The 25,302-nt window shown below is 59.8% G+C and carries 27 protein-coding genes and 1 pseudogene; 12 read left to right on the top strand and 16 right to left on the bottom strand.

The genetic code is table 11. The annotated features are described in order from the left end of the window. Positions 1–5 precede the first annotated feature (5 nt). Complete coding sequence (gene ku / locus ATY29_RS02980; protein ID WP_097535088.1) at positions 6–818, top strand: non-homologous end joining protein Ku; 813 nt, start codon at positions 6–8, stop codon at positions 816–818. A gap of 1 nt (position 819) precedes the next feature. Then, complete coding sequence (locus ATY29_RS02975; protein WP_097535086.1) at positions 820–1,083, top strand: hypothetical protein; 264 nt, start codon at positions 820–822, stop codon at positions 1,081–1,083. Positions 1,084–1,186: 103 nt separating this feature from the next. Here ATY29_RS02975 and ATY29_RS02970 read toward each other — a convergent pair whose 3' ends face one another. The 3 genes from ATY29_RS02970 to ATY29_RS37415 form a co-directional block, all read right to left on the bottom strand. Then, positions 1,187–1,477, bottom strand: coding sequence for a hypothetical protein (locus tag ATY29_RS02970; protein ID WP_097535084.1), 291 nt, complete (start codon positions 1,475–1,477; stop codon positions 1,187–1,189). A 6-nt stretch (positions 1,478–1,483) separates the two neighbouring features. Then, on the bottom strand, positions 1,484–1,666 hold the full coding sequence (locus ATY29_RS02965) for a hypothetical protein (protein WP_097535082.1): 183 nt from the start codon (positions 1,664–1,666) through the stop codon (positions 1,484–1,486). Positions 1,667–1,930: 264 nt separating this feature from the next. Beyond that, entirely contained in the window at positions 1,931–2,110 is a 180-nt protein-coding gene (locus ATY29_RS37415; RefSeq protein ID WP_244597334.1) for a hypothetical protein, read from the bottom strand. Positions 2,111–2,310: 200 nt separating this feature from the next. On the opposite strand from ATY29_RS37415, the gene ATY29_RS02955 reads away from it, so the two are divergent. The 3 genes from ATY29_RS02955 (at position 2,311) to ATY29_RS02945 (ending at position 3,744) form a co-directional block, all read left to right on the top strand. Further along, positions 2,311–2,691 (top strand): response regulator, encoded by a 381-nt coding sequence (locus tag ATY29_RS02955; RefSeq protein WP_097535080.1) that lies wholly within the window; start codon positions 2,311–2,313, stop codon positions 2,689–2,691. Continuing rightward, entirely contained in the window at positions 2,688–2,915 is a 228-nt protein-coding gene (locus ATY29_RS02950; protein ID WP_097535078.1) for a hypothetical protein, read from the top strand. Before ATY29_RS02955 ends, ATY29_RS02950 begins: the two co-directional genes overlap by 4 nt. A 196-nt stretch (positions 2,916–3,111) precedes the next feature. Next, complete coding sequence (locus ATY29_RS02945; RefSeq protein ID WP_097535076.1) at positions 3,112–3,744, top strand: hypothetical protein; 633 nt, start codon at positions 3,112–3,114, stop codon at positions 3,742–3,744. A gap of 238 nt (positions 3,745–3,982) precedes the next feature. On the opposite strand, the gene ATY29_RS02940 is transcribed toward ATY29_RS02945, so the two are convergent. The 8 genes from ATY29_RS02940 to ATY29_RS02895 all read right to left on the bottom strand — a co-directional run bounded on the left by ATY29_RS02940 (position 3,983) and on the right by ATY29_RS02895 (position 15,614). Next, positions 3,983–4,201, bottom strand: coding sequence for a hypothetical protein (locus ATY29_RS02940; protein WP_097535074.1), 219 nt, complete (start codon positions 4,199–4,201; stop codon positions 3,983–3,985). Positions 4,202–4,680: 479 nt separating this feature from the next. Further along, a complete protein-coding gene (locus ATY29_RS02930) occupies positions 4,681–5,349 on the bottom strand; it encodes a hypothetical protein (RefSeq protein ID WP_097535070.1) in 669 nt (222 codons plus the stop codon). A gap of 195 nt (positions 5,350–5,544) precedes the next feature. After that, on the bottom strand, positions 5,545–6,798 hold the full coding sequence (locus tag ATY29_RS02925) for a COG3904 family protein (protein ID WP_097535068.1): 1,254 nt from the start codon (positions 6,796–6,798) through the stop codon (positions 5,545–5,547). A gap of 701 nt (positions 6,799–7,499) precedes the next feature. Continuing rightward, complete coding sequence (locus tag ATY29_RS36695) at positions 7,500–8,138, bottom strand: hypothetical protein (RefSeq protein ID WP_165779388.1); 639 nt, start codon at positions 8,136–8,138, stop codon at positions 7,500–7,502. 577 nt (positions 8,139–8,715) lie between these two features. Then, a complete protein-coding gene (locus tag ATY29_RS02910) occupies positions 8,716–9,948 on the bottom strand; it encodes a serine hydrolase domain-containing protein (protein WP_097535066.1) in 1,233 nt (410 codons plus the stop codon). Between the two features lie 215 nt (positions 9,949–10,163). Further along, positions 10,164–13,427 carry an error-prone DNA polymerase gene (locus tag ATY29_RS02905; RefSeq protein WP_097535064.1) on the bottom strand — a complete coding sequence of 1,088 codons (3,264 nt, stop codon included), beginning with the start codon at positions 13,425–13,427 and terminating at the stop codon, positions 10,164–10,166. Then, positions 13,424–14,935, bottom strand: coding sequence for a Y-family DNA polymerase (locus ATY29_RS02900; protein WP_097535062.1), 1,512 nt, complete (start codon positions 14,933–14,935; stop codon positions 13,424–13,426). The genes ATY29_RS02905 and ATY29_RS02900 overlap by 4 nt, the downstream gene beginning before the upstream one ends. Then, positions 14,856–15,614: an ImuA family protein gene (locus ATY29_RS02895; protein WP_097535218.1), complete on the bottom strand. Its 759-nt coding sequence runs from the start codon at positions 15,612–15,614 to the stop codon at positions 14,856–14,858. The genes ATY29_RS02900 and ATY29_RS02895 overlap by 80 nt, the downstream gene beginning before the upstream one ends. A gap of 173 nt (positions 15,615–15,787) precedes the next feature. On the opposite strand from ATY29_RS02895, the gene ATY29_RS37405 reads away from it, so the two are divergent. Together ATY29_RS37405 and dinB are read left to right on the top strand one after the other, a co-directional pair. After that, positions 15,788–16,051 carry a hypothetical protein gene (locus tag ATY29_RS37405; RefSeq protein WP_097535060.1) on the top strand — a complete coding sequence of 88 codons (264 nt, stop codon included), beginning with the start codon at positions 15,788–15,790 and terminating at the stop codon, positions 16,049–16,051. A gap of 3 nt (positions 16,052–16,054) precedes the next feature. Then, a complete protein-coding gene (gene dinB / locus ATY29_RS02885) occupies positions 16,055–17,146 on the top strand; it encodes a DNA polymerase IV (protein ID WP_097535058.1) in 1,092 nt (363 codons plus the stop codon). Positions 17,147–17,277: 131 nt separating this feature from the next. Here the strand turns inward: dinB and ATY29_RS02880 are convergent, their stop codons facing one another. Continuing rightward, positions 17,278–17,649, bottom strand: a complete 372-nt coding sequence (locus ATY29_RS02880) for a COG4315 family predicted lipoprotein (protein ID WP_097535055.1) — start codon at positions 17,647–17,649, stop codon at positions 17,278–17,280. Positions 17,650–17,934: 285 nt separating this feature from the next. Then, positions 17,935–18,447: a thermonuclease family protein gene (locus ATY29_RS02875; protein WP_244597343.1), complete on the bottom strand. Its 513-nt coding sequence runs from the start codon at positions 18,445–18,447 to the stop codon at positions 17,935–17,937. 725 nt (positions 18,448–19,172) lie between these two features. Here ATY29_RS02875 and ATY29_RS02865 point away from each other — a divergent pair. Then, positions 19,173–19,943 (top strand): SOS response-associated peptidase family protein, encoded by a 771-nt coding sequence (locus ATY29_RS02865; protein ID WP_097535051.1) that lies wholly within the window; start codon positions 19,173–19,175, stop codon positions 19,941–19,943. A gap of 7 nt (positions 19,944–19,950) precedes the next feature. On the opposite strand, the gene ATY29_RS02860 is transcribed toward ATY29_RS02865, so the two are convergent. The 3 genes from ATY29_RS02860 to cynR all read right to left on the bottom strand — a co-directional run bounded on the left by ATY29_RS02860 (position 19,951) and on the right by cynR (position 22,687). Next, positions 19,951–20,709: a competence protein CoiA gene (locus ATY29_RS02860; protein ID WP_097535049.1), complete on the bottom strand. Its 759-nt coding sequence runs from the start codon at positions 20,707–20,709 to the stop codon at positions 19,951–19,953. Positions 20,710–21,014: 305 nt separating this feature from the next. Further along, complete coding sequence (locus ATY29_RS02855) at positions 21,015–21,494, bottom strand: hypothetical protein (protein ID WP_097535047.1); 480 nt, start codon at positions 21,492–21,494, stop codon at positions 21,015–21,017. A 278-nt stretch (positions 21,495–21,772) separates the two neighbouring features. Then, positions 21,773–22,687, bottom strand: a complete 915-nt coding sequence (gene cynR / locus ATY29_RS02845) for a transcriptional regulator CynR (RefSeq protein WP_097535045.1) — start codon at positions 22,685–22,687, stop codon at positions 21,773–21,775. Between the two features lie 112 nt (positions 22,688–22,799). Between cynR and ATY29_RS02840 the strand changes: the two genes are divergently transcribed. The 4 genes and pseudogenes from ATY29_RS02840 (at position 22,800) to ATY29_RS02825 (ending at position 25,207) form a co-directional block, all read left to right on the top strand. After that, the gene (locus ATY29_RS02840) at positions 22,800–23,459 is read left to right on the top strand and encodes a carbonic anhydrase (protein ID WP_097535042.1); all 660 of its coding nucleotides are present in this window, start codon (positions 22,800–22,802) and stop codon (positions 23,457–23,459) included. Between the two features lie 26 nt (positions 23,460–23,485). Next, positions 23,486–23,956, top strand: a complete 471-nt coding sequence (gene cynS, locus ATY29_RS02835; RefSeq protein ID WP_097535040.1) for a cyanase — start codon at positions 23,486–23,488, stop codon at positions 23,954–23,956. Positions 23,957–24,177: 221 nt separating this feature from the next. Next, positions 24,178–24,642: a nuclear transport factor 2 family protein gene (locus ATY29_RS02830; protein WP_097535214.1), complete on the top strand. Its 465-nt coding sequence runs from the start codon at positions 24,178–24,180 to the stop codon at positions 24,640–24,642. Between the two features lie 2 nt (positions 24,643–24,644). Beyond that, positions 24,645–25,207: pseudogene (locus ATY29_RS02825) on the top strand (TetR/AcrR family transcriptional regulator). Positions 25,208–25,302: the final 95 nt, after the last annotated feature.

Genomic DNA, 25,302 nt, shown 5'->3' with positions numbered 1-25,302 from the left:
CGGCCATGGCTCCGAGTTATTACTGGAAGGGCTATCTTAAGCTGTCACTCGTCACCTGCCCCGTGGCGATGACCCCGGCGACTTCGGAATCCGAGAAGGTTCGCTTCCATACGCTGAATAAGGCGACCGGGAACCGAGTGGTTTCGCAATACGTCGATTCCGTAACCGGGAAGCCCGTCAAGGACGGAAACGAGGCAAAGGGCTACGCGCGCGGCGACAATGACTATGTCATCCTGACGGACGACGATCTCGACCGGGTCGCACTGGACACTGTGAAGACGATCGACATCGAAAAGTTCGTGCCCGCGGACTCGATCGAGTGGACCTATCTCGAGAAGCCTCATTATCTCATGCCTAACGACCCGGTCGGCCATGAGGCGTTCGCCGTCATCCGCGATGCAATGAAGGCGGACAAGGTATTCGGCGTCTCGAAGCTGGTGATGGGTCGCCGCGAACGCGCCGTCATCCTGGAACCGCGTGATGAAGGCATCGTTCTTTGGAGCCTGCGGTTTGGCGACGAGGTGCGGTCAGAGGATTCGTACTTCGAGGATATCAACGAAGAGGCGGATCCCGATCTCGTTCCTCTCGTCCAGAAGCTCATCAAGCAGAAGTCGGGGCACTGGTCGGCGGAGATGGCCAGCGATCCGATACAGGATGCCTTGCTGAAGCTCATCGAGGAGAAGAAGAAGCTTCTCAAGCCGAAGAAGGCGGCCAAGGGAAAGAAGGATCAGGCCGCTCCGGATTCCAACGTGGTCAACATCATGGATGCGCTTCGCAAGAGCCTCGAGGCCGACCTCAAGAATAGGAAGGCTGGTTGACATGCATCTGACGGATATGAGGATCGAGCACGAAGCTGGCGGTTGGAAGATCGACTTCATCGGAGATGACGGCGACGCCGCCTCCGTGAACATCGCCGACGAGCACGCAGGTAGCGCTGATGAAGCCCTCGAAAGAGCGAAGGCCGTGATGGTGCAATTGACCGCATACGGAACGCGCGGTGGAGGCCGTAGCGTTAACTCACACGATGCCGTCAGCAATGGAAACTTTGACGACGAAGAGCCGTTGCTGGATACGCAGCACTGATCCGCCGTGGGGAAACTCCGGCCTTTCAAGCAACAAAAAAGGCCGGGGCGAAACCGCACCGACCTTCCTAATCATCGCCGTGGACCAGCCGGTTCGTAACCGCCTAGTGGAGCGCCGGGCCAACCGGGTACTGCGGATGTCTGAGGTGGAAGGTGGTGATCAGGCCGATAGCCCGGCTTGCCACGTCGTCTGCGAGCATCAGGTCCGAATTCGCCAGATCGCCAGCCACCGAGAGCAACGCCGTACCAACCGATCGCATCACCATTTCCAAGGCGCCGTCGCCCTGTTCTCCAGCCCACGCGGCATTTCGTTCGAGCGTCACGGCGAGCCGCTCGAGGACGGCCTGCCGCTCTGCGGGCGGAAGTTCAAGGAAGGACGGGCCGATCGAAATCATGCTTCGTCAGTGCTTGGCAAGATGGTCGCCGCGGTCGCCTTCACCCCGCTTCGCTTCTGTCTTGGACTTATGCCGCTTGTCTGCTGAAAGAGATCGGCCGACATCCGTCGATTCCTTGAACTGGCCCTGCTTGTCGCGGCGCACGTAGCGCTTGTCGGTTCCCGTGTCGATCAGTTCACGTTTGGTCATGACTTTTCTCCTCTATCGGAGAATTGGAAACGCACAAGATTCCAAAATGTTGCGTCTCTTAGCTCGAGCTGCCGGCACGACAGGACGACCCGTGCGGCATCAGTTCGCGGACGAGTGACGAAAGGAACCCGAGGTCATACGGCTTAGGGAGAAATCGCGCGCCCGCTGGCAGGATGTCTGCGCCGACATGGTATCTGCCCGAGGTGACAAGAATCCCGATCTCCGGATAGACGCCTGCCACGAGCTTCGCCAGGTCCACGCCCGTCAGGCCACCTGGCATGTCCACGTCGGTGAAGAGACGTCGATCTCCCGGCTCGAGAGGATGCCGACCGCTTCGAGGACGGAGCCTGCGTCATAGGCCACGTAGCCGTCGTCTTCGAGAACGTCGACCGCGACGAAGCGAATGAGCGCTTCATCCTCCACTATCAGGACTGCTTTCTGCATGGAGCCGCCTCTCCTACCTCTATAACTGAGATGATTCAGCGACAACGAAAGTCAACGACGGATAGATAAGAAAATGCTAAATTACGCAGTGGATACCCACGAAGTTTTGACGGCACTCTCCGAACGGATCTTCGGACTTCAGTCGGAAGTGACGGGCACGGTCGTTTTCGATAATCTTGCGCTGCCCTAGAAGGAGAGAAATGCCTACGATCCTCATCCTTGAAGATGAACCTTTTATCGCGCTCGATATCGAGACGGTTCTGGAGGAATGTGGCCAGCGCAGCTTCGTAACGCTCTCGACCGGCTCGGACGCCGTTTCGTGGCTGAAGGATAACTCGCCGTCCGCCGTAATCGTCGACCCTCGCCTTTCGGACGGCATCTGCACTGCCGTCGCGCGGCATCTCGTCGATTGCGACATTCCGTTCATTCTCTATTCGGGCGAGACCGAATCCGCTTCCGAGCTGGAACCCGCGTTCGCAGAAGGTCATCTTCTAATGAAGCCGGCCTCGCCTGCGCAGCTTGTGGAAGCCGTCGAGACGGCCTTGTACGGGTCCGACCCTCGGCGTAAGTCCGGGGCATGACGACACGCTATCTCTGGACGCTGGAACGCGACGGCCAGTCGACCCGCAGCGGCCTCGACACGGTCGAGGAAATTATATCGATCATTGTGGCCGAGGACGTTCCCGGTGCCATGCCGGCCGACTGGCTGGTCTCGTTCATGCGGATCGATGCCGACCAGGACGGATCGGCTGCTCACGAATCTCCGCTGGGTTGGACGCTGCGTCTGCAGCAGATGGCTGCCTAGTTCGCTTGCTGTCAGGCATCGATGCGGTAGACAGCGGCGTTGTCCTGCACCTCTCGAAGCCCCTGTAGGAAGCGTGTCTGAGCTTTCCGTCGTCGGCCCACGCCCAGTATTCGAGGAGGGCTACTCCTCGTCTCGCGGCTTCTCTAGGTCGTATCAACTCGTTGACGTGGAAGGATGCCCATCCCATCTACGCGCCATGCCGAAACACGAAAAGAACGACGTAGAACTCATCAGGACATGGACGCTGTCTCCCGCAGCCACCCTGGGATCGGCAGTGCGGGCCAAAGGTATTCTGCAGGAACTGCAGTCGCGAGTCCCTGCCGCCTCGAAGAGGTCGCTCGCTCTCGATGGTAGCGACATCGTCCTGGCCATGCCGGCCAGCGATAAAGCCGTTTTCAACGCGGCGGCCGCCGTCGTGGCAAAGGCCATGGAGGACGTCGAGACGCTGCCGGTCATCCCGCGGGAGATCGAGGACATCCTCACCATAAAGCCAGGCGAACGGCGCAGATGGCTCGCGGACGGCCGGCTGCCGAGCGCAGGAACCCGGACGGTAAGACTGAACGGGCGCGCCCGGAGGATCACCTTCCATGTCTTCGATCCCAAGGTGGTCGAGGACCTGCTGGACCGCGGGGCCGTTGACGAATGGCGGGAGCAAGATGCAGAAGCCAAAGCGGAGAACCGTCGGAAGGCGGCCTACACAGCGAAGCTGACGCGGTCCCTGAAAAAGGGCAAGACGATCAAGGCGGAATCGATCGAGGGATCTGACGAGGGTTCTCGGACGGGACTGGTCGGCTGGGAGGAGTTTGGGCGCGACGGACTGCTGCGTTAAGGGTTTAACTCCTCGCCGTCGTGGCGATCTCCACGGCCGGTCCATATGGCATGGTCTTGAAGCGGACACATTGCTCGACTATCTTCAAGTCATCGGCGTTGCTGGTGAGTGCTCCACGTGAGCGTTCGCAACTGCCGAAGTCGCTTATCTTACTTTTGACCACGGATGTACTGGCACTGGTGTGAATAGCGATGTTTGAAAGGTCGGTGCGATTTCGCCCCGGCCTTTTTTATTGCCCTCATGGCAGTGCGCCAGGCCATGTGTTCGACGGTTCCTCGGCCTCGGCGCCTGGACGATCTTCGGCTGGATTGGGATCGCGCTCGTAGGCGATTCGAAGTTTCGCAATCTCCTCGACGATTGCGTCGTAGACGTCCGACTGCTTCGCGCCTTTCACGACCAACGAATCGACGAAGTCCTCCAGGTGGTCACGAAGACCGTCTTTCCAGTTGCCGTTCATCCTTGGTTCTCTGGCTGAAGCCGGACGCCTTGACAAAGCATTCCCCAGGTCGGGCAATGGGACGATGTCGGGCTAATCGGCGCGGCACCCTCGTCCGGTTCAGGATCTGGATGTGGTTCCTCGCCGGGGATGCGATCGGGATCGGGTGGTGGATTGTCGAGCGGCGGCACGGATGGTGGCGGCACGATCGGTTCAAAGGGAACTGACATTTGGCATTCTCCTCGTCGTTCGAGAACGCGGCTAGTGCCGGCAAGTTCCGGATGGCAGAGGACCTCCTTCGATCAGTGGAAGTTCCGGCTTTTCAACTTCAAGGTATCGATATGGAGATCCGAAATGAATGTCCTTCGGCTTTGCGGTCGCCACCCCGTCCCGCGAATCCGGACTTCCGGGCGAGCCGTGAGCGAACTCGTCTCCCCTGCCTGTCGGCAGTCGTGGTGGTCAACGGTCCAGTCGTCCGCTGGGCGCCTTGCGCCCGGACGTTACTCACCCTCTTCACTTGTCTTCGGAAAGAGATGAGTGACATTGGAACCAGGGGTCTGAACCCTCGCTGCCATCTTCTTAATGCCGGTGCTGCGTTCGCCAGCAGCTTGTACGACCGAGGCAAATCCATCGCGCTGCCTGTAGTAGTCAGGTTTTTCCGGAAGACTGAGATCAAAATCGGCAAGCAGTCGCTCGATGAGGTCCATCGCCTTCGCCGCGACCACCGCATAGCCCTCCTGGCGCCGCTCGAAAAAGCTGTCGAAGCCTGGGCCGGAGAGATCAAGGTTATCCAACGCGTTTCCAAGGTTCGTCACTCGGTTCAATAACCATAAAGCCTCGTGGAAGAGCTCGTCGCCGAGGAGGCTCAAATCTTCAGCCGGCGGAAGGATAAGGACCGGATCCGGTGTGTGGAAGACGAATTCGCCTTCGTTGACTGGGTTGAACTCAGGCGTATCGTGAACGGCAGCGTATGCGGTGCCGACAAAATCGTCCAATGCCAGAGCTGTCAGCATCGCCGCGCTGCGCGCTTTGGCTTTTGGGTTCCGCGCGCGTCCAGCACTCGTCCACCGCAGTGCGCTCGGTATGATCATGCCGGCGGCGAAACAGCCAGCCCCAATCATCGCTCCGACTAGCATGATGCCCTGAGTTGTTTCGAAGAACTGCGTCAACACTTACCTCGTAGAGTTCGAGAAGCGATTTGCATCGGTCGCACGCAGGACGGAATCAGTACCGGCTATTGCAGTGTGCCTCGCTTGAAAGCGATTAGGAATGCTCTCCCGAAGATGAGATCTCGACAGAATAGATTCAAGGTGTAGTCCGTATCCCCTCTGCCCGATGACCCGCCGCCGAGCGACAAGACGAGGTTAAGGCCGATCTGAATCCTGGCCGCACACGTGCCACTGATGTTGGTATCCGGCCTCGCCTTCGCGGCCGTAGCACCAACCGATTTTATCGAGCTTCGCGCCTATAGCTTCCCGTCGCTCACAAGCTTTCCAGGTTTCTGGATCGTCGCCGGAGTTGCCTCGACAGCTTCCGTTTTCCTCTCCCCACTGAGCGATCAGTCGGCTCGGCTCGGTAAGCCCCTTGTCCGCCTTCAAAACCTTGCTGCTCTCTGAAAGGATTTTCTTGGACTGCGGATCCCACACGACTTGGAAGTCAGCGATACCGGAAGACGCCTTACCGCGTTGAACGCTCCGGGAAAACCATTCGACCGTCCCCGTGACGCGGCAGGTCACGATGCAGCTCACGGTCTCGCTGCCATGCCGAACGCTGTATGCTCGATCCGGCCAACGCTCCGCAAAGGTCTCTTTGTCCTTAAGGACGTCAGCCATTGAAGTCTGCTTGCCGTAGAAGTCTACGCTGTCGGCATAAGCTTGGCGCATGAATGCCATCGCCTGGCTGTTCGGAAGCGACCATGCGTCATGGTACCTGGCGACGAATGCCAACGCCGCCTGAGAAGGGTCATCCGACTTCGACGTTGGGTTCGCGTCTTCGGACGGCGATGTAGTCGGAACCTGTGCCGGAGTGGAGGACGGTGTGCTTACGACGTCGGTCCCGCCTACAGCACCCGGCGTCGTGACGCCCCAGTTCGCCATCTCGCTAGAAGTGAGGTAGCGCATGTCCGAGCTCTCGACCGAGAGGCTCAACTGCAGCAACTGTGGGCTGACGCCCATCTCGGTGAGATAACCGATGATTTCCGCGGTCATCGCCTGCACGGCGGTCACCGCAGTCTTGCTATCAAGCGCGGCGTCGTCCGAAAAGGAAGCTTGGTGGACGCCGATGGACCCAGCCTCGGCCGAGCGCCGGACGCCGCCCACGAAGGCGAGAGCACAGGCTGAGGCGCACTCGGCCGACCGGATTTGCAATGTCGAGATGCCTAGCGCACGGATCATTCTTCCGATCTTCATTGCAGAGGTAACGTTTCCGCCGACCGATCGGAAGGTGATGAATGCCGGCTTGAACAGGGCGACTTCTCCGGCGAACGCTACTGGATCGTCCGAGATCTCGAACTCACCGCTCACCACCAGAGCACGCATGTCACCGTGCAGCGTCATGCGCTCATAGGTTATGGCAGCACAGGACGGTCCCGCGAACAGGCTGGCGACAAAGACAAACAAAAGAAGGATCCGCGGCACCAGGACTACCCCATGACGCAGCCAAACATACGCCGCTAGAAAACCCCCGCAACACTTTCACTGACATTTGGTAAATCGCCTTCGCAACCGAGCCGCCGGTGTCCCGCTAAGCGGGGGCCTGTCCGAGATCCGAATGGCTAAAAATGAGCATCTACCGGATGCCGTTACTCAGCGAGTACTCCGCAACGGATCATCTGACATCGGCGATGGGCTTCGGCTAAAACTCCCGGCGAGAGAGCGCCCCGGCTGGATTTTGCGGAATTGGGTAGCAACTGCCACTAGATACGCCAGGACCTCGCCGAGGGCGGCGATCAAAAGGTCAGCCTTGTCGTATTCGTTGGATACTGAACGTAGCGCGAGCCATACCAAGGTGCTCAACGGAGGTCGATCGGGCCCAAAACTTGTTTGGTAGCGAGGGCTCATTCAGATAATTGACGTTTTGTCCCTTTATTTGCACTTATGTCCCGATATATGATCCTCAGTTTCATCTATGCACGGTATTCGCGATGGCGCGCCCAACCCCAGATAGTTCGATCCGATACCCCCTGAACGCAATCTTGGGCGCAGAGTCGAATATACGCCTCCTGAGGGAGCTTTGCCTGCATGGAGGATACCTTTCGGCCACGCATCTGGCCGAGAGAACCGGACTGGTCAGGAACAGCACGTGGAATGCGCTGAACAGCCTACGGCAGTATGGTCTGATAGTAGAGGAAGGCACGAACAGGTCGCGCCTGTTCCGATTCAACTCGGAGCATCCCTTGGCCGATTCGATCGGCCAGCTCTTCGGGGCGGAAAGCGAACGGCTTCGTAATATCTTCGAAGAGATAAAGGCCAGCGGCAAAAAGCTGAGCAGTCGTATCGCCGGAATGTGGCTGTACGGAAGCGTCGCCCGTCGCGAGGACCACGCCGGCAGCGACGTCGACATTGGTTTGATCGCAGGGCCGGACGATCTGGCAGCGATCGTCGAGGCGGTTCGCGAACACCTCCGCGAGGCGGGCGAGCGTCTTTTCTTCCTGCCGAATGTTGTCGGGCTCGATTTCAACGATGTACAGAGAATGGCTCGTGACGACGATCCATGGTGGAAAAGTTGCGTCGCAGATGCGTTTGTTATGCTCGGGAAACATCCGGAAGACGTGGCTCAAGAATTGTTGAGAGGGAACGGGGATGGCCAGAAAAGGCCCGAGTGAAAAACGCGACGAAACCTTATCCGGGGAAGGCTCGTCATCGCCAGAGGTTTCTTGAAGGATGCGAGAAACAGCAACGCCGTGGCGGATCCTGGCGACATAAGCAATCCGTCCGTCAACGATCATCAATTGCGCCATCGCATTCACCGATGTCATCGCCGCCAAGTACATCGGCGAGACCAACAAAGATGATCACTAAGCGGCGGTGAAGCTGCTTCGGGCGGCTTTAGGAAACCGACTACCGGAAGCCCAAGCCAGAAACCTTGCATCGCTTCTCGAACAGAAGGATGAAGTTCAATACGGGTCGCGAGCCAAGACCAGAGGAGATGCTGACAGAGCGTTGGGACGGCTTGAAGAATAAGTGGAATGGACGAATAATCGCCGAGTTAGCCTGAGCAATGGAAGCCAGTGCCTCGCGGAGCACGTGCAGCAAGAAGCCTTGGAGATCGCAGTCCTGTGAAGAATTCCGTACTGGACGGGGCCTGCGGGAATCTGGTGGCAGTTGCTACCTAATTGCGGGATTTTGCGGGTCAGGATGGAAGCTTTTGCGCCTATGCCAACCCTACTGCAACGGCCGTTATGGGGCCGCAAGGGACAGGCAGCTTCAGGCTGGGGTTCCTCAAGAGCGGACATTCAGGTTGCGTGGGCATCGTCTCGACCACGGCCCAAGCCTGCCAAGCGCGAAGTTGCTCCGCGCAATTTCTGTTGACGTGTCTCAGGCCCCCGTCAATGCGCCATGGACGAGTGCGCGCAGCTCCTTGCGCACCGGAATGGCGCTCGAAGGCAGCAGTTGCGTGAAGAGAATGACAACCAGGTCGTCGACCGGACTCACCCAGAAGAAGGTGCCCGCCGCCCCGCCCCAGCCATAGTCGCCCACTTGCGCCGAAATTTGTGCCTTCGCCGGATCGAGGACGACTGAGCCCAACAGACCGAACCCGACGCCATCAAACTGGGTTTCGGCCCAAACTTCGGCTGCCATCGAGGCAAGATCGCCCGGCAGGTGATTGCGCGCCGCCAATCTCAAAGTGCGGGGACTGAGGATGCGTTCGCCGTTGAGTTCACCTCCAGCCCGCAGCATTTCGGCGAACCGCCAATAGTCGTCGATGGTTCCAACGAGCCCGCCTCCGCCGCAGAACGTGTCAACCTTGCCTTGCCGCCACTCCGAAACCTCCGGCGCTTCGTGCAAAGCCATTCCGCCAGCCATGGCCTCATAGAGCGGGGGAAAACGGCTGATCTCAGACCCCGGCACAGAGAAGCCGGTGTCGGTCATGCCGAGGGGCTCGAAGATGAGAGTCGCGAAGTACTTGTCGAGCGTCATTCCGGAAACGACTTCGACGATGCGGCCGATGATATCTAACCCCGTGCTGTATTGCCATTTTGTGCCCGGCTCCCATTCCAATGGCAGCTCGGCGATCCTGCGCACCATTTTGTCGAGCCCACCATAGGCAAGGGCGAGGCCGAGTTTTTCTTTGGCATAAGCTTCGCCGAGTATTCCGGGGTTCGTAAAAAGGCTTAGGCCCGACGTGTGGGTCAGCAGGTGACGGATCGTCATCTTCGTTTTGACCGGCACCGTTTGGTCGAGCGACGTTGCGTCCGGTATCAGAAGTTGCCTATTTTTGAATTCCGGCAGGTAAGCTTCGACCGGATCGTCGAGATGCACGCGCGCCTCCTCGTAAAGCATCATCAGCGCTACCGCGGTGACAGGCTTGGTCATCGAGTAGATGCGGCCGATGAGGTCGCGCTGCCAAGGCCGCTTGGCGTCGACGTCGGCGTGCCCGGCGCAGTCGAAAAAGGCGAGTTCTCCATGGCGCGCGATGAGCACCGCACCACCCGGCCAGCGCCCGGTGTCGGCATATCGCTGCATCCACCGCTTCAGTCGCGCCAGCCGCGCCTTGTCGAAGCCGAGGCGCCCAGGGTCACGAACTGGTTCGCTACCAAGTTGACTCATCGCGCAAATGTCCTGTCGCAGGCGAAGGTCCTTTGGACAATTCTGCGCTTTCCCCGCATTATTGCAATAGTTGGCTGCTTGACCTCCAGTGAAGCTGCAGACGACGTCTGCTCTCAGGAATCCCAAATGCGGTCCCCTTCGGCAGACTTGAGGCGCAAAGTTGCCATTTAAAAGCCGTGCTCGGTGGAGCGGTAGGCCGCAAGTGGTACAATCCTTTAATGGAAGTTCCGGCTCTTCACCTTGAGCTGATCAATATGAAGATCTGGAATGAAGATGTCCCTCGGCTTTCCGGCCGCCACGCTGTCCCGCGAATCCGGCGTTCCCGGCGAGCCGTGGGCAAACTCATCTCCCCTGCCCGTCGGCAGCCGGAACTCGGCGCCGCGGTCGGCCAGCCTGGAGAGATCGCCGGACAGGTCGAAGGCTTGCTGGGCCACGAGATGAACGACATCGCCTTCACGCTGAATCCTTCCATTGATCGCTATCATCGATGCGCCGAGGACGATGCGACGGCGCTGCTCGAAGAGCTTGGGCCAGATGACCACGTTGGCCGGACCGGTCTCGTCCTCGATCGTCATGAAGATGACACCCTTCGCACTGCCGGGCCGCTGCCGGACGAGAACGAGGCCAGCGGTCATCAACCAGCGACCATCCCTCGCGTTCATAGTTTCCGCGCAGGTGACGATCTGGCGCTTTGCCAAGGCTTTTCGAAGGAATGCGACGGGATGTTCGCGTAGCGTCAGCCCGATGTGACTGTAATCTTGGACAACGTTGTGCGCCTCCGTCATCTGACGGAGGGCGACGTCCGGTTCCTGCTGCTCGACGATCGCCCTCGCCTCTCGTTCCGAGGCGGCTGCAAAGAGTGGAAGCGGTTCGTCACGCAGGGCCTTGATCGCCCACAACGCGTCGCGCCGCTGAAGTCCCAGCGCCGGCAAGAAGGCGTCGGCCTCGGCGAGTTCGACCAGAGATGCCGCCGGGATCTCGGACCGCCGCCACATGTCATCAATGCTTTCGAACGGTTGATCCATACGGGCAGCCACGATACGAGCGGCGTCGGCAGCGGCGAGGCCGCGCACCATACGCATCCCGAGGCGGACGGCGTGGTGATCGGTATCGCCGATACGCTCGAGCGTGCAGTCCCACCGGGAATTGTTGACGCAGACGGGTCGAATCTCGACGTCGTGGTTCCTGGCGCAGCCGACGATTTGGGCCGGCGCGTAAAATCCCATCGGCTGCGAGTTCAGCAGTGCCGCGCAGAAGACGTCCGGGTGGTGGCATTTCACATAGTTGGAGGCATAGGCAATCAAGGCGAACGATGCCGCATGGGATTCCGGGAACCCATAGCTGCCGAATCCTTCGAGCTGGCTGAAGGTCTTCTCGGCAAACTCTGCCGCGTAGCCGTTCTTGATCATGCCGGACACGAGCTTGTCCTTGAAGCGCGAGACGCCACCTGTGAACTTGAAGGTCGCCATCGACTTGCGAAGCTGATCGGCCTCGCCACCGGTGAAGCTGGCGCAGACCATTGCGACCTTCATCGCAGACTCCTGGAAGAGCGGAACACCGAGGGTCTTGCCGAGAACGGCCTCCAGTTCCGGCGTCGGATAGACGACCGCCTCCTTGCCCTCCCGGCGGCGGAGATAGGGATGCACCATGTCGCCCTGTATCGGACCGGGCCGGACGATCGCCACCTGGATCACGAGGTCATAGAAGGTCCGCGGCTTCAAGCGCGGCAACATTGCCATCTGCGCCCTCGACTCGATCTGGAAAGTGCCAAGGGTGTCGGCCTTTCGGATCATCGCATATGTCGCCTGGTCCTCCTGAGGGATGGTCGCGAGATCAAGGTGCTCGTCCTTGTGTTCTCGGATGAGAGCGAAGGCCTTCGCCATGCAGGTCAGCATGCCGAGCGCCAGAACGTCGACCTTCATGAATTTGAGCGCCTCGACATCATCCTTGTCCCACTCGATCACCTGCCGGTCGACCATTGCGGCGGGTTCGATCGGGACGAGATCGTCGAGGCGGTCGTGCGTCAGGACGAAGCCGCCTGGGTGCTGTCCCAGATGCCGAGGAGCGCCCATGAGCTGCTGGGCAAGCTTGAGGGTCAACGCCAGACGGCGGTCTTCCGGGTTCAAGCCCTGCTCTCGAAGACTGCGGTCGCTGACCAGCTCTTCCGACCACGCCCACATGCCCGAGGACAAGGCTTTGATGAGGTCCTCGGGCAAGCCGAGCGCCTTGCCGACCTCTCGGATGGCGCCCTTCGCCCTGTAGCGTGTGACTGTGGAGCAGAGTGCGGCCTTGTCCTTCCCGTAGGTCTTGTAGATCCATTGGATGACCTCCTCGCGGCGTTCGTGCTCGAAATCGACGTCGATGTCCGGCGGCTCGTCGCGCTCCTGGGAGACGAAGCGTTCGAAAAGGAGATCGTTGGTCGAAGGGTCGATGCTGGTAATGCCAAGGATATAGCAGACGGCTGAATTGGCCGCCGACCCCCGCCCCTGGCAGAGGATGCCTTGCGACCGGGCAAAGCGGACGATCGAAAAGACGGTCAGGAAGTATGGGGCGTATTTCATCGTCCGGATGAGATCGAGTTCGTGACGGACGATCTTGAGAACCTCCGGCGGTAGGCCCTCCGGATATCGGTTGGGCACGCATTCCCAGACATAGTGCTCGAGGGATTCCTGCGGCGTCTTGTCTGGGAGGATCGCCTCCTCGGGATACTGGTAGGTCAACTCCTCCAGCGAGAACCTGCAGCGGTCGACGATCTCCATCGTCCGCGCCAGCGCCTCGGGGTAGCGTGGAAACAGTCTCTCCATTTCTTCAGGCGGCTTTAGGTAGCGGTCGGCATGCCGCTCGCGCTCGAAGCCGACGTCGTCGATGGTGGTGTTGTTGCGGATGCAGGTGACGACGTCCTGAAGCTGCCGCCGGCCAGGCTCGTGGAACAGAACGTCATTGGTGACTACCGTCTTCACACGGTGCTTTACGGCCATGTTCGACAACGCGTGAAGCCTGAACTGGTCGTTCGGACGACGCCGGAGACAGAGTGAGACGTACGCTCGGTCCCCGAATATCTCAGCCATCTTGCGAAGTTGGACGGCGCAGGCGTCGTTTGGGAGGTCGGGCACGAGGATACCGAGGAGCCCTTCAGAATAGAGGGCGACGTCTTCGAGATTCAGGATACAGTTCGCCTTGCCGCCCCTGCCCTTACCGAATGTCAGCAAGCGGGTCAGGCGCGAATATGCGGCGCGATCCGTGGGATAGACGAGGATCGACATGCCGTCCTGCAGATCGAGCCGGCAACCGACGACGAGGCGGACGCCCGTCGCGCGGGATGCTTCCAGCGCTCGCACGATGCCTGCCAGAGAGTTTCGGTCGACGACGCCGAGAGCTTCGATGCCGAGTTCATTGGCGGTGACAAAGAGTTCGTCGGCCGAAGACGCCCCGCGAAGAAAGCTGAAATGCGTCGTGACCTGCAGCTCGGCGTATCTCATCCGAATATCCCGTGCATGAACCACTTATGGGAGCCCGTTTCGGGATCGATGCCGTCGCCGGAGCGAAAGATCCAGTATCGTTCGCCGATCTCGTTTTCGACGACGAAGTAGTCCCGCACCGCCTCTAGCTCGCTGTCGCGCTTCCACCATTCGCCGAACACACGCTCCGGGCCATCCGCGCGTTTGACGCGATGGCGCTTGCCGCGCCACGTGATGCTGGCGGGCGGATGATCCGGAAGCAGAGCTATCGCCTCGATCGGATCCGGACGCGCAAACAGCCGCACCGGCCGCCGCCACTGGTGGACCCAACCCTCCGTCACCTCGTCGCCGACGGCGGCGATACGCTGGACGCTACGCTCCGGAACGTCGGACGCGACCGGCGCGACCCGGAAGACGCGCTGGCCTCGATTGCCAAAGACGTCGATCAGCGGGGTGATGTCGGCCTCTTCGTCGTCGACGAGCGAGGATGCCTTCTGCTTCTCCTCGAGCGGTTCTGACATCACCGCGACGAGGGTCAGCTTTTCGATCCCGAAGCCCGGCTCGATCTTTTCCGTCCGGTCGCGGAACAGTTTCGTCAGCCAGGCGACGTCTCGCACGGGCTTGGCGGTTCCCGCTCTAATCGCTTGTCTGGCCCCGTCGACCTTCTCGACGATGAGGTCGGTGCGACGGACGCCAAGACCCTTCCGCTGAAGTTCGGCGACGAGTTGAACAACCAGCCGTCCAACATACTTGTTGATCGTCTCCGCCGCGCCGATCGGTTCGGCGAAGGATCGGCTGACCTCGACAAGTTCCGGGCTACGGATGGGATCTATTGGTTCGCAGACGCGACCGAACATCTGGTCGAGACGGCGACCCACTTCCGGTCCGAAGCGAAGCGCCAAGGGAGCACGCGGCGTCGCCAAAAGCTCCCCTATTGTCCGAAAGCCTAGCGTGCGCAGATCACCCACGATTTTCTCCGGCAGCCGCAGCAACGAGATCGGAAGGCGCTCGACGGCCCGGATTGTTTCCCCACTCGGGACGACGACGGTTTCGCGGTTGATGGCACGAGCGCATGCGTGGGCGGCACCCCACGTGTCGGCGATGGCGACCCGTGTCGTCAGGCCCTTGGCGCGGAAGCGGTTGGCGATGCTCGTCAACATCCGTTCCTCGCCGCCCTGCAGATGGTCCGCGCCCTCCGTGTCCATGACGATGCCGTCCGGCGCGTCGACGGCGACGATCGGCGAATACTGGCTGAGCGCCCACATGGTGATGCGATCGAGCGCCGCTGCATCGGCGGCGGCATCGGCGTCGATCATCCGGAGGCCCTGGAGGAGCGCCTGCGCCTTGGCGGCCGGCATGCCCACGTGAACGCCAGCCTTTCTGGCCGCGGGATCGGCAGCCGACACCCAGCGTTTGGAACCGCTCTTCCAAATGACGGCGATCGCCTCCTCAACGGGAATGGCGGGATCGGCCCGCCTGATCCTGTCCGTCGGCAGATCGGGAAAAAATATCGATACGACCCTCGGCATCGCAGGCTCCTACCTCGAACTCGGCGCACTCACCCGCTTTCACCCTCATCAGTTCCAGAAGCCATTTCGCGCGCCCGACGCCCGGAACCGGCAGATCCTCGCTCGGGATTACGCTCACCCTCCAGCGCGTCGTCGACGCCGTCGGCTGGCCAAAGTCGCTGGCCTCGGTCTGCCGTCTCCACCGCCGTACTGCGAGCGCCATCGTGCCGCTCTTCTCGGCTGCGAGTTGCAGCCGCCGGGACGCGGCCATCGGCAGCCGGACGATCTCGCCGATCACCGCCCCGAGGCCGCCGTATGAGAGGCCCTCCTCCATGTTGGCAAGGACGTCCTCCTCCTTGTCGGACTCGACAAAGACGACTCGGTTCGGATGAAGACCCGCCTGCGCCAGGGCCGGGAAGAACAGGTCGGGACGTGTCAGGCACCAGACGACCTTGCCTTTGGTGCGAGCGGCTATCCCGGCCACGAACAGGGCGGCCGCCGCCCCGTCGACGGTGCCGGCCCCGCCGCCGGCGCACTCGTGCAGCGCCCCATAGGCCAATCCGCCGTCCGGAAGCCGCTCGTCGATCTGCGCTACGCCGAAAGGCAAAACCCCTCGGTTGCGCCGACTGGCGCTTTCCAGGTGCGCGATCTGCTCTCGCAGGCCGTCGAGGACGGCGTTTGGGGCGACGGCTGGGTTCATGATCTCCTTCGACGGCAACCCGTTTTCGGCTTGAGTAACAGCAATATGTTCTGTATTTGTTCCGAAGAGATAAATGAGTCAATGCGCATATGACCCGCTGAAGTTGAGCACCGGTACAAAAGATAAAAATCGCCAGCGGATTCAATCGGATGTTGAGACAGGAATATTTTCGGATGCGCCGAACGCGGCTTGTGGACGATACGATCCCGAGACTGCAAGATCACCAGGTCCCGGTGGTCGAACTCATATGCCTCCTCTGCGATCGCCATTGTACACATGAGCGCAAACTGTTGGTCAAAGCGTTTGGCGCAAGCGTCACCTTCGCGGAAATCCGTCGGCGCATGGCCATGGGCTGCGAGCGGATGCAGACGCCGCAAGGTGACAAGTGTGGAGCACACTTCCCATGTTTGAGTGATGGTCTTGCTGATGGAAGCTAGATAATGACAGGCGAAGACAACCGCGAACGGCCGCGCAAGATCGTGCACGTCGACATGGATGCCTTCTACGCATCGGTCGAGCAGCGCGACAATCCGGATCTGCGAGGTGTGCCGGTTGCTGTCGGCAGTCCTGCTGCCCGCGGGGTCGTGGCGGCCGCCAGCTACGAGGCACGCAAATTCGGCGTCCATTCCGCCATGCCTTCGGTGACCGCCCAGCGGAAATGCCCGGACCTTGTCTTCGTCAAGCCGCGCTTTGATGTTTACAAAGCCGTATCGTTGCAGATCCGCTCGATTTTCGCCGAATACACGCCGATGATCGAGCCACTGTCGCTCGACGAGGCCTATCTCGACGTCACCGAAAACCTGAAGGGCATGGAGATTGCGACCGAGATCGCCGAAGAGATCCGAGCGAGGATCAAGGCGGCGACGGGGCTCAACGCGTCGGCGGGAATTTCCTACAACAAGTTTCTGGCCAAGATGGCAAGCGACCTCAACAAGCCGAACGGCCAGGCCGTCATCACCCCCAAGAACGGCCCCGCCTTCGTCGAACAGCTTCCCATCAAGAAATTCCATGGCGTGGGACCGGCAACGGCCGAGAAGATGCATCGGCTCGGGATCGACACGGGAGCGGACCTGAAGGAGAAAACGCTCGACTTCCTCGTCGAACACTTCGGGAAGTCGGGACCGTATTTCTACGGGATCGCCCGCGGCATCGACAATCGCCAGGTCAGACCGGACCGAGTGCGGAAATCCATCGGCGCCGAAGACACGTTCGCTGAGGACATCCATTCCTACGAACCCGCGCGCGAAGGGCTTCAGCCGCTGGTCGAGAAAGTGTGGGGATACTGCGAGGCCAACGAGATCGGCGCCAAGACGGTGACGCTCAAGGTCAAATATGCCGACTTCAGCCAAATCACCCGCAGCAAGACCGCTCCGGGCCCCCTGTCGGCGATCACTGATCTCGAGGAGTTGGTCGACCTGCTTCTCATGCCGCTCTTCCCGCCGCAAAAAGGGGTCCGTCTGCTCGGCGTGTCGCTGTCTTCGTTGGAACGGCGAAGGCTTGAATCGACGCCGCAGTTGCGGCTAGCGCTTTAGTTAGACACCTGCCGAGTTTTTCCTGTCGGTGCCTATCGTAGCATAACTGTCGAAGCGATAGGTCGTTCCAGAACTTGGTCTTGGGGTTCAGGGCGATCCAATGACCGCCCATTCGAACCGTCGCCGGTGACCTATTTGGCCACGTGCCACACTCCTCCCACGCCATCCCCGTTGGCTTCACCGGCTTTCTTATCCTCGACATAAGTGTAAAGCGGCTTGCCCTCATAGGCCCACATCTCTTTGCCATCCGCAGCTTTGACTAGAGACCATTCGCCTTCCGCCTTGGCCTTGGCTCCAGCGTGGAACGCCGGCCACTTCTTCAGGCAATCGGTATCGCAGTTGGATTTGCCTTTTGTATCTTTGTCGAAGGTGTAAAGCACCATGCCTTTTTCAGTGCCCAGGACCTTGCCCATTTTCGTCTCGACCATCTTGGCCGGCTCGGCCGCAAAAGCAGACCCGGTTAAAGCAGTTAACGCACCTATCGCGATCAATATCGTTCTCATGATTTTTCTCCCATTCGGCAGTGCCGGCGGAATGCCAGCGGCACCCGATCTAACTGACAAAAACGCCCAACTCTGAAAGCGGTTCCGCCCATTGGGGACGACACGACATGCCAGGGGTAAATTTTGTTCCCGAAGAATGCGTGAGTGAATGTCCGGCTTGCGCCCACTACCTCAGCCGCAGACGCCTTCCCGCGTAGCGGGTTCGTTCAACGGCCCCAAATTGGCCCCACTCTGCGCGCGGCAGATGTCTCCTACAGACGCGGATTCATCCGCGAATCCCGCACATCAGCAGGCCGACCGCCGCTTTAGTCGGGCTGCTCTGGCCTTGCACGGAACCTCGAAGGTTCCACGCCAGATGCCCAAGTCAGCAGTTTGGGCGGCTACCTGATCGTCCTGAAATGCTCCCTTGGAATATCTAGGCCAGTCTATGGCCCAGCCCTGCCTCACCAGCCAGGAATTCACGCTCTGCCCATCTGCCCTGAAGCAATCGGCAACGACGCGCCGATATCTGTCCTTGCCATGGCCCACGCAGCGGATCGGGCGCGATTTCGAAAGAAACTCGTCGAGTGCGAATGCGGCATCTTTGCCGCAGCGGTATGGCCTCCCTGCCGCGTCTCGACAGGCCTGCCAGCTTTCCGGCGCATCGATCCCATTCAGCCGGATCCGCTGCCCGGCGATCTCAATCGTGTCGCCGTCGATAACTGATGCTCGGCCGATAAACTGATTTGCTCCGGCAGCTACGGATGAGGGAACCAGCGCGGACAGAAGCAGCGGAAACAGCACGATTCGCAGGCGCATCGACTTCATGAATATCCAGACAGAACAGCAGGTTAGCGACAGGGATTCAATCTTTTGTCAAAACTGTTTCATGCATGGATATCAGAACATAATAAGAACCTCCAGGTGACGAGGTCGCCAATCTGAAAAACTGGAAGGTGGGAGAACGACGATGCAGAAGCATTCGAACGGTGGCGGAGCTGTGCTTATTGGTGTGCCCGTGGCTCCAATGACCGAGCTTTACTGGGGGCCGCTCTCCCCGTTTGAGATAGTCGAGGCCCACGACGAGATGGTGAAGGCGATCAAGGGTAGACCCGACATCCAGCTTCTGACGGCAAATGTTCACAACAAGCACTCGGGCGCCCCGTCGGGCAGGTTCGATATCGCCGTCGATGTTCGCTCGGGTGACGGATGCGGACGCTCCCTCATGATGGTGAAATCGACTGGCGCAATGCGTGACCTGGCTACGCCGCCCCTTTGGTACCAGTTTAAAGATCCTCAGGATGTGACGCGAAGGTCTATAAATTCCTCACAGGCATGCAGTTCTTTGAGAACCTCGACGCCTTCGCCGATCACGCGATCAATCTCAATGAGGCAGAGGCAAGCGGACATATCCATTGACTGCCTTCCAGCGGGAACCCGAGCTTCCGGTCAGAGATGCAAGCTGACCTTGGGTTGACAAACGTCACCGACGGCAAGGATTCTGGCGCTCGCAACAACGACGTGCCGGAGGAGGTTCGGGCGAGATGTGCAACTTGTACCGCATGGATGACAAAGACTGGATACGGAAGTGGGCGATCGATGCCGAGAGCATGATCAACTTGATGCCCAGTTATCAACTCAACCCTGACCAGATGGGGCCGATCGTCCGCAACACGGCCGACGGCCACAAGCAGCTCGTCCATGCCCGCTGGGGTCTGCCATCTCCGACGCGCGTTCAGGAGGAAGCTGCCGAAGGCCGTGCCGCGAAACTCGCGGCCAAGGGGAAGTCTTTCGATATGGACGAACTCCTGCGGATGGAGCCTGATCGCGGCGTAACGAATGTCCGGAAACTCAATCTCAAGCATTGGAGGCAATGGTTTGGCGTCGAGCATAGATGCATCGTTCCGGTGACAACTTTCGCTGAACCCGATCCCGACAGTCAGGAGCCGGGAGGGAAAGTCCCGAATGCCTGGTTTGGGCGAAACGAAAGCAAGGAGCTTATGTTCTTCGCCGGGATCCACGTGCCGCAGTGGACAAGCGTACGAAAGGTGAAGGACGGGCTGACGACGGACGATCTATACGGTTTCCTGACGACGAACCCGAACGACATTGTGAAGCCTATTCACTGGAAGGCGATGCCCGTCCTGCTGCTGACGAAGGAGGAGACCGACGTCTGGATGAATGCCCCGTGGGAGGAGGCACAGCATCTCGCACGGCCTGCGCCGAATGGTGCGATCACGATCACGTCGCGAGAGCCTTACGGATCCAGCATCATCTCGAAGGAAGGTGAACCCTTGCAGGCAAGCTTCCTCTAGCCGGCGGTCAGAACCTTGCCCTGTTTCCCCGCTTCCTCGCGAGGTGCGCCTCGAAGCCTGTCAATCCTGGTCTCCGGGTCGGTGCAATGGCCTTCAATCCTCGGATCGGCGTTCCCACACGGTAATGGTCGACCACGCTCTGCCGGAGAACGGGCGTCGCAACAGCGCCCAGCTTTGGGACATATTGCAGCCACCACAGCAAACCTGTCGTTGGCAGCCAGCGTGGCGGAAAGACGGCATCGCCGAAATCCAAAAACACCGGATAACTTCCGCCCGCCCATCGATCGACAATCATCGAAGTTCCAGGGCGAACGAGCCAGGCCCGTAGCTTAGTCCCGGCGCTAGGGGCATCGGTCAAGGCGGCGCAGAAGGACGGTAAATCCCTCTTCAGTCGGACGCCATCCACCACCCACGCCATAGGGTGATAGAAAGCCTCCCGCGACGCTCTTTCTTGTGGAGTGATCGGCGAGTGCTGGAACTCGATCACCGCCCCATTCGCCGTTTTCACATCGGAGATATGGATTTCACCGTTGGATGCGCGATGCCAAACTTCCTGCCACTCGACCGGGAATTCGTTCTTCCAGCCACGATGCCATTCAGTTTCTTGCTCGCGCCATGGATCACATACCATCGTGCTGAGATGTGCCCAATGATGCAGCCGTATCTCACCGCACTTGGCAATCACGGATGATGAGCATCCAGGGCATAACCCGCGGGCACCTGCCGTCGCTTCCTGACGGATTCCTTCTATGAGGCCGAACTTCATATCGATCTCCAAACAACCTTGAGCAGCGCCCACAATGACGCAAGCTCGATTCACCAGGGGAAATGGCGGGCGGCTTGGATACCGCTTGGTGCTTCTTCGGGCAGGTTTGACTGCCTCATGTTCTTAGTCGTCTGGTCCGCCGGACAACTAGCGGAATCATAGAAGGCTCGACGCGGCAAATCAACGGAGCCCACTAGGCCAATGGGCACATCAACGGGGTTGAGCACAACTATATTTCAGCTTGGCTGGAGACACTTTTGGGGGCGTCAACCCGCAACTCCGTCGAATGGCGTCGATCTGCTAATTCACTTCTCACAAAGCTTGGCCAAGTTCTTTTCCAAACTTCGCCGGAGGGCGCTGGAGATTTCAGTCTCCAATCCCTTGACGATATCGCCGAACCGCCCACCGGTCTTCACGATCTCGATGGAGATCTCGCTCGTCTTGCAGGTCGCCAGGTCGACCTTCAGACGAACCTCAGCGATCGCTGAAAACCCACCTTTGACGAGCGCTTCGTCCGAGGTCTTGCAAGCAAGCGTGCCGCGGGCGCTCGCCTCCGCCGCGTCGCCATTCACCGATAGCTTCAGGTTTTCAATCTTCACGGAATCGAGCTTGTCGACACCCACCTCCACGCTGATGCCGAAGCTCGATACCTTGGTCTTCAACGACCTGCACGGCTGCGCATCTCCGATGGCTCTCTCCAGCGCATTCGGTGCCTGTGCGTTGGCGAAGGAGCATGCTTGGAGGAGAAGGACGCCTGCCGTTAGCAGGCCTAAACACTTCCGCATCGCTCTCTCCCATCTGGCTGGGTTTTCACGCAGGTGCCTCTGAACCATGGTTGCCGGATCGATCTGGCGGAAAGGCAAAGACGCGGAATTAGGGAGCAACTGCCACCAGATGCAGTTGCTCACTAATTCCGGACTTCTGCAAGAGCCTCCGAAATCGTTCAGCTTGATCGACCGATGCACGATCATCGTACTTGCCGTTTAGAAGTAAGGTTTCCGCCCGAATCCTATGCGAATGATGGCGTGCGGACCGATCCAAGAAGCTTTCGTTCGGAACGGCATTAGTCGATCAAATCAGTGATCGGCTTATGTGAGCTCAATTCAGTAGCTACCTCCTTCGCAAGCTCGATAAAGACCCGCGCCGCCGCGCTTCTGTATGCATCTTTACGCTGCATCAGAACGGCCGTGCGCTGCAAGCGCACCGGATCGAGTGGAATGGCGACCAGATCCTGACGTGCGAACGCGATCGTTGCAGGCAGGAGTGTCGAGAGCCGCGTCCTGCGGACGATTTCGATCACCGCGCTGATGGAGTTGGCCTCTATCCGTACATGCGGCTGAATGCTGTGCTGACGGCAGAAGCGATCAATCTGCTCGCGCGTGGCAAATTCCGCGCTGAGGAGCACCAATGACTCGGCGCTCAGGGCCTTCAGTCCGATCGACATTTCACCTGCCAGAGGATGCCCGGTTCTGACGACCAGCGCGAGGGTTTCCACCAACAGGGGGTCCAGATCGAGGTCTGGTGTCAGGGTGCCGGAAAAGGCGATCCCGACATCGATCTCATCAGCGAGAAGCAATTCCTCCATATGCTCCTGGGAAATCTCCCGCACGTTGAGGGAGATATTCGGGTAGCGACTGTAGAACGCCTCGACGAGGGGTCCGACCAGATAGGTCGTGAAGGTCGGTGTCACCGCAACGCGCAGGGCACCACGGCTGAGGTCGTTCACATCGTGGATAGCGCGCTTGGCTTCCCGGAACTCCTGCGAAGCGCGGCGCACGTATTGAAGATAGACCTCTCCGGAGTCCGTCAATCGTGTCGTGCGTCCTGAACGGTCGAACAACTGCACGCCGAGGCTTTCCTCCATCAACCTGACTTGCTGGGAAAGCGCCGGCTGGGAGACGTGCAGGGCGTCTGCAGCCCGCGTGAAGCTCTCATGCTCCGCCACTGCGAGAAAATAACGAACTTGTCGGGCGAGCATGGTCGTAACCTATAAGATTATCTAATCGACCTCATAATAAACGAGACTTTTACATTATGCCACGCCTTCCGTAGCCTCCTCCTCAACAAATCGAGAAACGGAGATTGCAGCGATGAAAGACATTATTGACGGCTTTCTGAAGTTCCAGAGGGAGGCATTTCCTGAACGGGTTAAACTGTTCAAGGACTTGGCAAATCAGCAGAACCCGCGGGCTCTGTTCATTTCCTGCTCCGACAGCCGCCTGGTGCCTGAACTGGTTACCCAGCGCGAGCCGGGCGACCTCTTCGTCATCCGAAACGCCGGCAACATCGTCCCGTCCTACGGCCCCGAGCCGGGTGGCGTTTCCGCCTCGGTCGAGTATGCCGTCGCGGCGTTGCAGGTCTCCGACATCGTGATCTGCGGCCACTCCGATTGCGGCGCGATGACCGCCATCGCGACGTGCAAGTGCTTGGACCACATGCCCGCCGTGGGCAGTTGGTTGCGTTACGCAGACTCTGCCCGCGTCGTGAACGAAGCCCGCCAGCACAAGGACCAGCCCGCAAAGGTCGCATCCATGGTGCGCGAGAACGTCATCGCCCAGCTCGCCAATATCCAGACCCACCCATCGGTGCGGTTGGCCCTCGAAGAGGGGCGCGTCGCGCTGCATGGCTGGATTTACGACATCGCGAGCGGCCTTATCGAAGCTTTTGATGGCAGCAGGGGCGCCTTCGTCTCCCTTGCGGACAATCCCGACGTCCAGGCCATCAAATATCAAGCCAGGCGCGTTGCCTGAACCCTGCATCCCAGGAGACAATACCAATGCTACAGTCCCAAGCCACACAGACCACTCGCCAGGACCTGACGGAAGTCATCCTCGCATCGAAGCTCAAGAAAGACCTGACCTACGCCCAGATCACTGAGGGCACCGGCCTGTCGGAGGCCTTCGTCACCGCCGCCCTGCTCGGCCAGCATCCGCTTCCGGCGGACGCCGCCAAAACCGTGGGCAAGAAACTCGGCCTTGACAACGACGCCATCGCCCTGCTGCAGACAGTTCCGGTCCGCGGCAGCATCGGGAACGGTCTGCCGACCGATCCGACCATCTACCGCTTCTACGAAATCGTGCAGGTCTATGGGACCACGCTGAAGGCCCTGGTCCACGAGAAGTTCGGCGACGGCATCATCAGCGCCATCAACTTCAAGCTGAACATCGAGAAGGTTGAAGATCCGGAAGGCGGTTCGCGCGCCGTGATCACGCTGGACGGCAAGTACCTTCCGACCAAGCCGTTTTGACCGCGCTATGAGGCAGCCCGGCGCCTTGGAGCCTGTGGGCTACCCCTTCCAATTCTCGAAGCCATATGCCCCAACCCACCCCTTCTGTACCAATCGGTACGGATCGATTGTTTGACAGGCAGACTCGTATGAACCGCCGCACTTTCATTGCCGCCCTCCCCGCTGTGGCCCTTGCGGGCTCAGCGCTTGCCGAAACCACTCAATTCACGAAAGGAAAAACCATGACACGTCCCCCTCTCCCCCCGTTCACCCGCGAGACTGCCATCGAAAAGGTCCGCTTGGCCGAAGATGGCTGGAACAGCCGCGATGCCGCCAAGGTCGCCCTCGCCTACACCGTCGACACCCGCTGGCGGAACCGCGTCGAATTCGCGAACAACCGCGAAGAAGCCCAGGCATTTCTGGAGCGCAAGTGGAACAAGGAGCATGAATACCGCCTCATCAAGGAGCTCTGGGCTTTCACCGGCAACCGCATCGCTGTACGGTACGCTTACGAATATCGCGACGACAACGGGCAGTGGTTCCGCGCGTATGGTAACGAGAACTGGGAATTCGCAGAGGACGGCCTGATGGCACACCGCCACGCATCCATCAACGAAATGCCGATTGCTGAAAGCGATCGGCTGTACCATTGGCCCCTCGGCCGCCGTCCGGATGACCATCCCGGTCTCAGCGATCTGGGTCTCTAATCATGGCCCGCATGGTCGCTGAAAGATCCGACGCCATCGCCTCCTTGGCCGAAGTATTTCGCGAACATGGATACGGAGGTGCAAGCCTTGCCTTGATCGGCAAGGCCACCGCCTTGGCAAGGGCAGTCTGTACCACTTCTTCCCGAATGGGAAGGAGGAGATGGTGCAGGCTGTGCTCGCCGAGATTGAGCAATGGTTCGAGGATTCCGTCTATTCCCCCCTGCGAGACGGGACCAGTGCGGATGCCGCCATCGCTGCAATGCTCGATGAAATTGCGAAATACTTCAGGTCGGGCAGGCGTGTCTGTCTCGTCGGGGTGTTGGCCGTCGCCAACACCCGAGACCTCTTCGCGCAGCACATCCGGGGTTACTTCGTAGCCTGGGTGGACGCGTTGCAATCAGCGCTCGTCCGGCAAGGCCGTGACGCTGAGCAGGCGCGCCTCCTCTCGGAAGACGCCGTTCTCGCCATCCAGGGAGCGATTGTTCTGTCTCGGGCATTGGACGATCCGGCAGTCTTCCAGCGTGCCATCGACCAACTCCGTGCGCGATTGTTCGTCGAAGGATAGGCGAACCACAACGAGCGCTCCACGCGCGAGTTGCCTTGAAACCGCGTCACCCCGTGGCCCGACCGAGACGAAATCGCCTCGCGACTTCCGACGCT

Source organism: Rhizobium hidalgonense (assembly GCF_002914525.1).
Classification (GTDB): domain Bacteria; phylum Pseudomonadota; class Alphaproteobacteria; order Rhizobiales; family Rhizobiaceae; genus Rhizobium; species Rhizobium hidalgonense.
Note: the sequence above shows the minus strand (reverse complement) of the source record. Positions and strands in the feature narration are given on the sequence as shown.